Origin of the sequence: Streptomyces sp. NPDC047072 (assembly GCF_040643855.1) — a bacterium.
In the GTDB taxonomy this organism is placed as follows: Bacteria; Actinomycetota; Actinomycetes; order Streptomycetales; family Streptomycetaceae; genus Streptomyces.
In genome coordinates, this window is sequence record NZ_JBEYVC010000284.1 from 1 (window position 1) to 8,383 (window position 8,383).

General features: G+C 71.0%; 10 protein-coding genes. 4 read left to right on the top strand and 6 right to left on the bottom strand.

The window, feature by feature from the left end; genetic code table 11:
* Positions 1–239: 239 nt before the first annotated feature.
* Entirely contained in the window at positions 240–941 is a 702-nt protein-coding gene (locus ABZ896_RS50790) for a tyrosine-protein phosphatase (protein WP_360945681.1), read from the top strand.
* A gap of 94 nt (positions 942–1,035) precedes the next feature.
* Here the strand turns inward: ABZ896_RS50790 and ABZ896_RS50795 are convergent, their stop codons facing one another.
* From ABZ896_RS50795 to ABZ896_RS50805, 3 genes are read right to left on the bottom strand one after another with little or no spacing between them, the layout of a single operon-like run.
* Positions 1,036–1,824, bottom strand: coding sequence for an SAM-dependent methyltransferase (locus tag ABZ896_RS50795; RefSeq protein ID WP_360945684.1), 789 nt, complete (start codon positions 1,822–1,824; stop codon positions 1,036–1,038).
* Between the two features lie 43 nt (positions 1,825–1,867).
* Positions 1,868–2,122, bottom strand: a complete 255-nt coding sequence (locus ABZ896_RS50800; protein WP_360945687.1) for a DUF397 domain-containing protein — start codon at positions 2,120–2,122, stop codon at positions 1,868–1,870.
* Positions 2,123–2,983 (bottom strand): helix-turn-helix transcriptional regulator, encoded by an 861-nt coding sequence (locus tag ABZ896_RS50805; RefSeq protein ID WP_360945690.1) that lies wholly within the window; start codon positions 2,981–2,983, stop codon positions 2,123–2,125.
* A gap of 237 nt (positions 2,984–3,220) precedes the next feature.
* Here ABZ896_RS50805 and ABZ896_RS50810 point away from each other — a divergent pair, with 237 nt between their 5' ends.
* The 3 genes from ABZ896_RS50810 to ABZ896_RS50820 all read left to right on the top strand — a co-directional run bounded on the left by ABZ896_RS50810 (position 3,221) and on the right by ABZ896_RS50820 (position 6,420).
* Positions 3,221–3,865, top strand: a complete 645-nt coding sequence (locus ABZ896_RS50810; RefSeq protein WP_360945693.1) for an ATP-binding protein — start codon at positions 3,221–3,223, stop codon at positions 3,863–3,865.
* Entirely contained in the window at positions 3,856–4,299 is a 444-nt protein-coding gene (locus tag ABZ896_RS50815; protein ID WP_360945696.1) for a hypothetical protein, read from the top strand. The genes ABZ896_RS50810 and ABZ896_RS50815 overlap by 10 nt, the downstream gene beginning before the upstream one ends.
* Positions 4,300–4,455: 156 nt before the next feature.
* A complete protein-coding gene (locus tag ABZ896_RS50820; protein WP_360945699.1) occupies positions 4,456–6,420 on the top strand; it encodes an ABC transporter ATP-binding protein in 1,965 nt (654 codons plus the stop codon).
* A 226-nt stretch (positions 6,421–6,646) separates the two neighbouring features.
* Here the strand turns inward: ABZ896_RS50820 and ABZ896_RS50825 are convergent, their stop codons facing one another.
* The 3 genes from ABZ896_RS50825 to ABZ896_RS50835 form a co-directional block, all read right to left on the bottom strand.
* Positions 6,647–6,829 (bottom strand): hypothetical protein, encoded by a 183-nt coding sequence (locus ABZ896_RS50825; RefSeq protein ID WP_360945702.1) that lies wholly within the window; start codon positions 6,827–6,829, stop codon positions 6,647–6,649.
* A gap of 157 nt (positions 6,830–6,986) precedes the next feature.
* On the bottom strand, positions 6,987–7,619 hold the full coding sequence (locus tag ABZ896_RS50830; RefSeq protein WP_360945705.1) for a DUF899 domain-containing protein: 633 nt from the start codon (positions 7,617–7,619) through the stop codon (positions 6,987–6,989).
* 57 nt (positions 7,620–7,676) lie between these two features.
* Positions 7,677–8,383 (bottom strand): cytochrome P450 (locus tag ABZ896_RS50835; RefSeq protein WP_360945708.1); only part of this gene is annotated, 707 nt, incomplete at its 5' end.

Below are 8,383 nucleotides of genomic sequence, written 5' to 3' on the forward strand. Positions count from 1 at the left end.
GGAGCATCAGCAGGCCGGTGGGCAGCCGGGAGACGTTGTCCATCCGCAGATGGACGCGGGCCTCGCTGCCCGCGGGCCCGCGCGCGGGGCCGTGAAAAGCGGCCGCGGCGGGACATCCGCACCAATCCCCGCCCTGGCCATACGGTGAGCATAAGCACACGTACGCGGACAAGACCGGCCTGCGCCTCTCGGGCTACCATGCCAGGACGTTCCCCGTTCCCGAGTCCCCCGGGTCGTCCATGGCTGTCGCCGTTCCCCTCTCCCCGCCGCTTCCGGTCGGGCGTCCGCTGTCGCGGCGCGTGATGCGCGTCCTCGTCGGCGTGGTGCTCGGTTATCTCGCCCTGTGGGCGACCGGGGCGCTCGGCATCCTGGCGCTGTCCTACTGGGCTCGCGAGGAGACCCCGGCGCCGACCGGGACCCGGGTGGTGAAGGGGGTGCACAACTTCGAGCGGGTCGACACCCAGGGCCGGCTCTACCGCGGCGCCGCCCCGTCCCCGGCGGGGTACCGGGCGCTGGCGGGAATGGGCATCACGACCGTCGTCGACCTGCGCGCGGAGGACCTGAGCGCGGCGCAGCTCGCCGAGCCGGCGCAGGCCGGGCTGAAGGTCGTACGGCTGCCGATCCGGGACGGGCAGACCCCGAAGCCGGAGCAGGTGCGGCGGTTCCTCGACGTGGTCGCGAAGTCGTCCGGGGCGGTGTTCGTGCACTGCGGTGCGGGGGTCGGGCGGACCGGCACCATGGCGGCGGCGTATCTCGTGCAGAGCGGGGAGGAGTCGTCCGCGGCGGCGGTCCGGCGCAACCTCGCGGTCGGGCCGCCGTCGATCGAGCAGATCTACTACGGGCTGAACCTCAGCCCCAACAAGGCGGAGCAGCCACCGCTGCCGGTGGTGGCCATCAGCAGGCTGGTGGATGCTCCGCGTCGCATGGCGTCCTGGTTCTGAGCCCCACGAGCCACCGTAGAACCCGAGAACCCGCGAGACGCCGTAGAACTCGAGAACCCGCGAGACACCGTAGAACCGGGGGCTCCCCCGACACCTACGGCTTGCGCCCCACCGCCCCGTACCCCGGGATCACCCCGTCGTCCTGACCCGGCACCGGATCCCCCAGTTCGGGGTGCCACAGCTGCGGTACCTCGACGCCGGGTTCTACGAGTTCGAGGCCGTCGAAGAAGCGGGCGAACTCCGTGCGGGAGCGCAGCGCCAGCGTGACCCCGGCGGCCTTGAGCTGGGCGGTGGCCGCCGCGGACTCCTCGGGGGTGAAGTCGGCCGTCGCGTGGCTGGCCACCAGGTAGCTGCCGGAGGGCAGTGCGGCGAGCAGCCGGCCGACCAGCTCGTGCGCGCCGTCCTCGTCGGGGACGAAGTGCAGCAGCGCGACGAGCGAGAGGGCGACGGGCCGGTCGAGATCGAGGACCTTGCGCGCGCCCTCCAGGATGGCGGCCGGATCGCGGACGTCGGCCTGGAGGTACTCGGTGACGCCCTCGTCCGTCCCGCGCAGCAGGGCGGCCGCGTGGGCGAGGACGATCGGGTCGTTGTCGCAGTAGACGACCCGGGCGTCGGGGGCGATCTCCTGGGCGACCTGGTGGAGGTTCGGCTCGGTGGGGATACCGGTGCCGATGTCCAGGAACTGGCGGACGCCGTGCCCCGCGAGCCAGCGGGTGGCGCGGTGCATGAAGACCCGGTTGACCTTGGCCATCACCGGCACCCGCGGATCGAGGGTCAGCATCTGTCTGCCCATCGCTTCGTCGACCGGGTAGTTGTCCTTGCCTCCCAGGTACCAGTCGTACATCCGCGCCGGGTGCGGCTTGCTCGTGTCGATCTCAACCATCAGTGATTACCCATCAATTGAGCCCCTCGACGGGGCCACGAGGTCAGGAGAGCAGGAAGTCGGCCACCCCCGACTTCGCGCCCTCGATGAACGCGGTCATCTCGTCGGTGGTGTAGATCAGCGCCGGTCCGTCCGGGTCGGTGGACTGGCGGACGGCGATCCGGCCGTCGGCGAGCTTCATCGCCTCCAGGCAGTTGCCGCCGTTGCCGCCGCTCCACGGCTTGTGCCAGCCTTCGCTCCCCAGCTCCCGGGCGGGCATGCCGTTGTAGACGGGTATGCGCGGCTTGATGCGGTTCATTCACAGCTCCTTGCGGAGATCCCGGAGGATCTCCTTCGTGCGATGTGCCGTAGCGGCCTGTGCCGCCATGCGGTCCATGACCTCGAGATGGGTCGCCACCTCGATCCGCGCGTCCAGATAGATCGCGCCGGTCAGGAACTCGCTGTACACCATGTCCGGAAGCTCCGGCACGGCGAATCGGAAGAGCACGAAGGGCCCGTACGTCCCGGGATGCGGCCCGTTGGCGAACGGGGCGACCTGGAGCGTCACGTTGGGCAGCTTCGTCGCTTCGAGCAGTTTGTCGATCTGGGCACGCATCACCTCCGGGCCGCCGACGGGGCGGCGCAGCACGGTCTCGTCCATGACGACCCACAGCCGGGGTGCGTCCTGACGGGTGAGCAGTCCCTGCCGTTCCATGCGCAGGGCGACATGGCGCTCGATGTCCTCGGGGCTGGTCTGGCCGATGGCGCCGGATCTCAGGACGCCACGCGCGTAGTCCTCGGTCTGGAGCAGCCCGGGCACGAAGTGCGGCTCGTACTCGCGGATGAGCGCGGCCGCGCCCTCCAGGCTGACGTGCATCGAGAACCAGCCGGGCAGCACGTCGTGGAACCGCTGCCACCAGCCGGGTCTGTTGGCGTCCTCGGCGAGGTGGACGAAGTCCTCGGCCTCCTGGTCGGAGACGCCGTACGCCTTCAGCAGGAGCTGGAGGTAGGGGATCTTGAGCGTGACCTCGGCCATCTCCATACGGCGGACCGTGGCCGGCGCGACGCGGAGGATGCGGGCGGCTTCCTCCCGCTTGAGCCCGGCGCGTTCCCGCAGGTCCAGCAGGCGCCGACCGAGGACGACCTGGCCGACCGTCGGCGCGGACCGCGGTTCGCTCACGCTCCACCTCCTGCTGGCTCACTGACGCTTGGTTTGCCGACCCTTGGACAAAAGCATGCTGACAGCCCTACGGCGCCATTCGAAGACCTATTCGAAGATCTGTACGGATCCTCGCTGATCCCAACTGGCGCCGCTCCACGTGCTGTTGCGAGCAGTGTGCCACGGCCTCGCACCGCGTCACACAGCACTCTGCATTTTTCAGAGTGACACTTGCCAAGTGTTCACGACGGGGCGATAGTGGCAAGCGTGATTCCGTCCCTGCCCTTAGGAACAGACGCCGCCGCAGGCCGCCCCCAGGGTCTCGGTGCCGCCGCGGGAGTAGGCCCCGACAGGGGCGACACCCGGCGCCGGTTCCGTTTCGAGCTGGCCGCGCATCCGGGTTCTCCCGCGCACGCCAGACGCCTGACAAGGGCCCGGCTGACCCACTGGTCGGTCTGTGAGGACACCTGCGACTCGGCCGCCCTGGTCGTGTCCGAACTCGTCACCAACGCCATCGTGCACACCGCCAGCAATCGTGTGGTCTGCGAGCTGCACGACGATGACGACCTGGTGCGGATAGCCGTACGTGACGAGGGATGCGCGCCGGGCGAGGTCTTCCCGTCCGCCCAGCGCCCCGAGGAGGAGCAGGGGAGGGGATTGCTCCTCGTCGACGCCCTCTGCCACTCCTGGGGTGCCCATGAGCACGGCCCCGGCCTGCTCGTCTGGGCCGAGCTGCCGCGCGGGGCGGACATCGTGCCGCGCCAGAATCCCGGGCCGCGGGCCGATCTGGGCTGGGGCGCGCGGCCGAAGCCGGGTCCCTCCGGGGGTTCGCCGCAGGCCCATGACCGGGCGGTGTTCGAGGCGGACGCACGCGAGCACTGGACGGGGGGCCCATGGGCGTGAGGAGCGGATCCGGCGGCGGCCAGGTGATGACCCTGGACACGCTGGTCCGCCTCGGACGCGGGCTGCACGCTCCGGCGCCGGTGCTGCGACTGCCGGTGCCGGAGGGGATGACGGCGCCGCTGGGATGCGACGCGGTGGGGGTGCCTGCGGCGCTCGGGCCGGAACTGGTGTCGCTGTTGCCGCGGGTCGGGTGCGTCTACGCCGATGAGGCGCACTGGTGGTGGCTGGTGCCCGCCGACTCCGACTACGCGCTCGAGTGGCCGGCGCCGGCACAGTACGCCACGGGGGCGGTTGTTCCGGACGCCCCCGTGGTTCCGGGGTTGCTGTACCGGCCCGAGGGGACGTTGCCGTATACGCCGCCGATACCTTTGTATTTGGCGTTGTGTCGACTGACGGGGACTACTCCGGGGTGGTCTCGGCCGGTTAGTGCGTGACAGGTCGTTCGTGGTTGGTCGCGCCCACGCGGCGGGAGCCGCAAATAGATACAGCCCCGCGCCCCTAGGATGCGCTCCCCCTCGTTCCTTCTGCGCCCTCCCTCTTGGTGACCAACACCGCAATAGTGGGCCTCTGCCTGTTCGGGGAGGTCTGCGGTGCGGAAAGGACAGGACGGCGAAGAACCCGGCGTCTCCGAGTCGGAGCAGCTGCTCTTCGGGGGGCCGCTGCGGTACGACATGGGGTGGAACTCTCAGTCCGACGCGTTTCTGGAGTTGAGCTTCCGGGCCATGGTGCGGCGGCTGCCGACGCTGCTGGCCGGGAGTTTCCGGCTGGCCTGGCAGGCCGATCCGAGGGCCGCGCGGATCGTGCCGGGTTCCGAGGTGGGCCGGGGTCTCACCCAGGCCGTCAGTCTGCTCGCCGTCAACAGCGTGCTGGGGCGGCTGATCGGCGGGGGTGAGCTGGAGGAACGGCTGCGGGGCGCCGTACCCGCGCTGGCGACGATGGCCGCCGTAATGCTCGTGGGGGCGTTGCTGCGGGCCGCCTCCACCTACGCGACCGGACGACTTGAGCCCAAGGTGGAACGCGTGGCCACCGAGCGGTATCTGGAGCGGGCGGCGACCGTGGAGCTGGCCGCGATCGAGGACCACGCCTTCCACAAGCTGCTGGACACCGCGCAGTACGGGGCGGCCTCGGCGCGGCGGATGATCTCGTACGCCACCCGCGTGGTGAACGCGATGATCTCGCTGATCGCGGCGGCGGGCGTGCTGACCGTGCTGCACCCGGCGCTGCTGCCGCTGCTGATCACGATGACGATCCCGAGCGCGTGGAGCGCGCTGACGATCGCGCGCCGGCAGTACGAGTCGTTCCACGCCTGGGTGCAGCACGCGCGGGCCGGCCGGCTGCTGGGCGCGCTGCTGATCGAGCCCGAGGCGGCGCCGGAGATCCGGGTGCACGGGGTGGGCCCGTTCCTGCTGCGGCACTACCGGGCGATGTCGGAGACGGCGGAGGCGGAACAGGCCCGGCTGGCGCGGCTCGCGGCCCGGACCGGGCTGATCGCGGCGGCCTGGACGGGCCTCGCGACCGTGGCGACGTACACGACGCTGGGCGGGCTGCTGCTGGCGGGCGCGATGGCGCTGTCGGTGGCGGGGACGGCCGTGATCGCCGTACGGACCGGTTCGCAGAGCCTGAACACGCTGGTCGTGGAGATGAACGCGCTGCACGAGGAGGCCCTGTTCGTCGGCAATCTGCACCGGCTGTACCGGGAGGCGGCCCAGTGGGCGATCCCGGTGGGCGGGGCGGCGCTGCCGGAGGAGCCGCGGGAGATCCGGTTCGAGAACGTCACCTTCAGCTATCCGGGTGACGCGACCCGGCCGGCCCTCGACGATGTGACGCTCACCGTGCCGCTCGGCAGGATCGTCGCGCTGGTCGGCGAGAACGGCTCCGGGAAGACGACCCTGGTGAAGCTGCTGGCGGGGCTGTACTCCCCCGACCGCGGGCGGATCCTGTGGGACGGCGTGGACGCGGCGCGGGCGGACCGGCAACTGCTGGCGGAGCGGGTCGCGATGGTCGCGCAGGACTTCAAGCGGTGGCCGTTCACCGCGCGGGTCAATGTGGCGGTGGGCCGTTCGTCGGCGCCGCTGACCGACGAGCGGGTGGCGGGCGCGGTGACGGAGGCCGGGGCCGGGGAGGTCCTCGCGGATCTGCCGCGGGGCCTCGACACGCTGCTGGCACGGAACTTCAGCGGCGGGCACGAGCTGTCGGGCGGGCAGTGGCAGCGGCTCGGGATCGCGCGGGCCGCGTACCGGCGCGGGCACATCCTGATCGTCGACGAGCCGACGGCCGCGCTGGACGCCCGGGCCGAGCTGGAGGTCTTCGAGAAGATCCGGGCCCTCGCGGGCACCGGCCAGACGGTCATCCTCATCACCCACCGACTGGCGTCCGTACGCCACGCGGACCTGGTACACGTCCTGGACCAGGGCCGCCTCGTGGAATCCGGCACGCCCGAGGAACTGCTGGCCACGGGCGGTGTCTACGCGGAGCTGTACTCGCTCCAGGCACGGCAGTTCACCGCGCAGGTGCCGGGGAGTGCGGGGGATGTGCCCGCCGAGAAGGCGGGCTAGGGCCTGTCCGGCGGATCAGGCCGGCATCGAGGAACGGTGCCTTCTTGGTGCAGGTGAGCGGGGGTGGGTGCGTCTGGCTGCAAGGCGGAGGAGGGAGTCGACGCGATGGGGGTGCCCCCGCGCGAGGTTGTTCGAGCGTGGGGGAGTCGGCAACCGACGACAACGCCGCAGACGGGCGTGCCCACCCCCGCGACGCCGGCATGATCCGCCGGACAGGCCCTGAGTCTCAGGCCGTCGCGTCGGCGGCCTCTCCGCTGCGGACGATCACCAGGAACGTGTCCGTCGCGAGGTCCATCACGACCTCCGCGGGCATGCCTTCGAGCCGTCGCGCGTGCGCGAACTCCTCCGCCGGCCACGATCCACGCGGCCCGCCCGCGGGAAAGCGTTCGAGCACTGTTCGCCCGTTCACCACCCTGCACCTCCAGAAAGCGTTGTACTTGTAGGAGTTAACGCCTTCCGGGGGCTCGGAGCCTCGCTCAGTTGCCGGACTGAGACGTAGTTGACACTCGTTCAGCGCGAAGCGTGAGAGTTCGGTTACTTACCGGTCACTTTCGCTACGGTCCGTGTCAGAACTCGTACTCGTCGTGATACCTGATGCGCACACCGCCCGTGGTCGCCCCCAGCGCGGTGAGGTCGAGGAGGCTGGTGGTGGAGCCGAGGCCGTCGAGACCGCGTCCGTAGGCCGAGTAGGTGTGGAAGACGCGGTCGTGGTCACGGAGGAAACAGCTGAGGCCGGGGCGCTCCTCTCCCTGCTCCAGGGTCACCTCGAAGTCGTGGTTGAAGTCGGTGCCGTGGGAGGAGTACCAGGGCAGGGCCCAGCCCATCCGCGCCTTGAACGGCAGGATCTTCGTGTACGGCGCTCTCGAGACCGCCGCGAAGGTCGTGCCCCGCGCCTTCAGATGGGCGAGGTGGCCAATCTGGTCCAGGAAGGCGGAGCAGCCGCGGCAGCCGGCGTCCCAGTCGGGGGCGAACATGAAGTGGTGTACGAGGAGTTGGTCGCGCCCCTCGAAGAGATCGAGCAGGGTGGCCTTGCCGTCGCCGCCCTCGAAGACGTACTCCTCCTCGATCTCGACCATCGGCAGCCCGCGCCGTTCGGCGTTCAGCGCGTCACGCGCGCGGGTGACCGCCTTCTCCTTGGCGAGCAACTCCTCGCGCGCCACGCGCCATTCGGCACGCGAGACGATCTCCGGAAGCGACATGGGGCCCCTCCTGTGCAACGGTCCGTTCGGGGTGGTGACCGGGGCGGAGGGAGGAACTCATCGGTGGGGAGAGAGATTCTTCTCGGAGTACGTCACCGGGAGGCTGCGCAGACCTCGGGCGCGGAGGGAGGGGCGCCAGTCGAGGTCGGGGGCGGCGAGGCGGAGATCCGGGAACCGTTCCAGCAGGGCGGCCAGGGCGATCTCGGTCTCGGCGCGGGCCAGTGGGGCGCCGAGGCAGTAGTGGACGCCGTGGCCGAGGGCGAGGTGTCCGGAGGCGTCGCGGCCGAGGTCGAGGCGGTCCGGGTCGGGGAAGCGGGCGGGATCGCGGTTGGCGGCGGCGAGGGACAGCAGGACGGTCTCCCCCGCCGGGACGGTGACGTCACCGATGGTCACGTCCTCGGTCGCGAACCGCCGGATGGCGAGCAGGGCGGGGCCCTCGAAGCGGGCGAACTCCTCGACGGCGGCCGGGAGTCGGGCCGGGTCTGCCCGCAACGCGGCGAGCTGAGCGGGATGTTGGAGGAGACCCAGGACGGCGTTCCCGATGAGCTGCACGGTGTTCTCGTACCCGGCGAAGAGGATGAGGAAGGCCAGGTCGTGTCCGCGAAGTCCCGTCGTCCGCCCGGAGGGCGGGCCGCGCGGCGTCAGGTGCGTGCTCTCGGCGTGCCGGGCGGTACTGGCGGGCGACGGTGTGGTGGCCCCATCGGTCCACCGCTGTTTCGCGCACGGCCTGGGCCGCGGGCAGAGATGCCAGCACCTGCTTCGCG

Bases quoted from the DNA above. Each gene is read 5' to 3' on its own strand.
- ABZ896_RS50790 (WP_360945681.1), top strand. From the start codon at position 240: ATGGCTGTCGCCGTTCCCCTCTCCCCGCCGCTTCCGGTCGGGCGTCCG.
- ABZ896_RS50795 (WP_360945684.1), bottom strand. From the start codon at position 1,824: ATGGTTGAGATCGACACGAGCAAGCCGCACCCGGCGCGGATGTACGAC.
- ABZ896_RS50800 (WP_360945687.1), bottom strand. From the start codon at position 2,122: ATGAACCGCATCAAGCCGCGCATACCCGTCTACAACGGCATGCCCGCC.
- ABZ896_RS50815 (WP_360945696.1), top strand. From the start codon at position 3,856: ATGGGCGTGAGGAGCGGATCCGGCGGCGGCCAGGTGATGACCCTGGAC.
- ABZ896_RS50830 (WP_360945705.1), bottom strand. From the start codon at position 7,619: ATGTCGCTTCCGGAGATCGTCTCGCGTGCCGAATGGCGCGTGGCGCGC.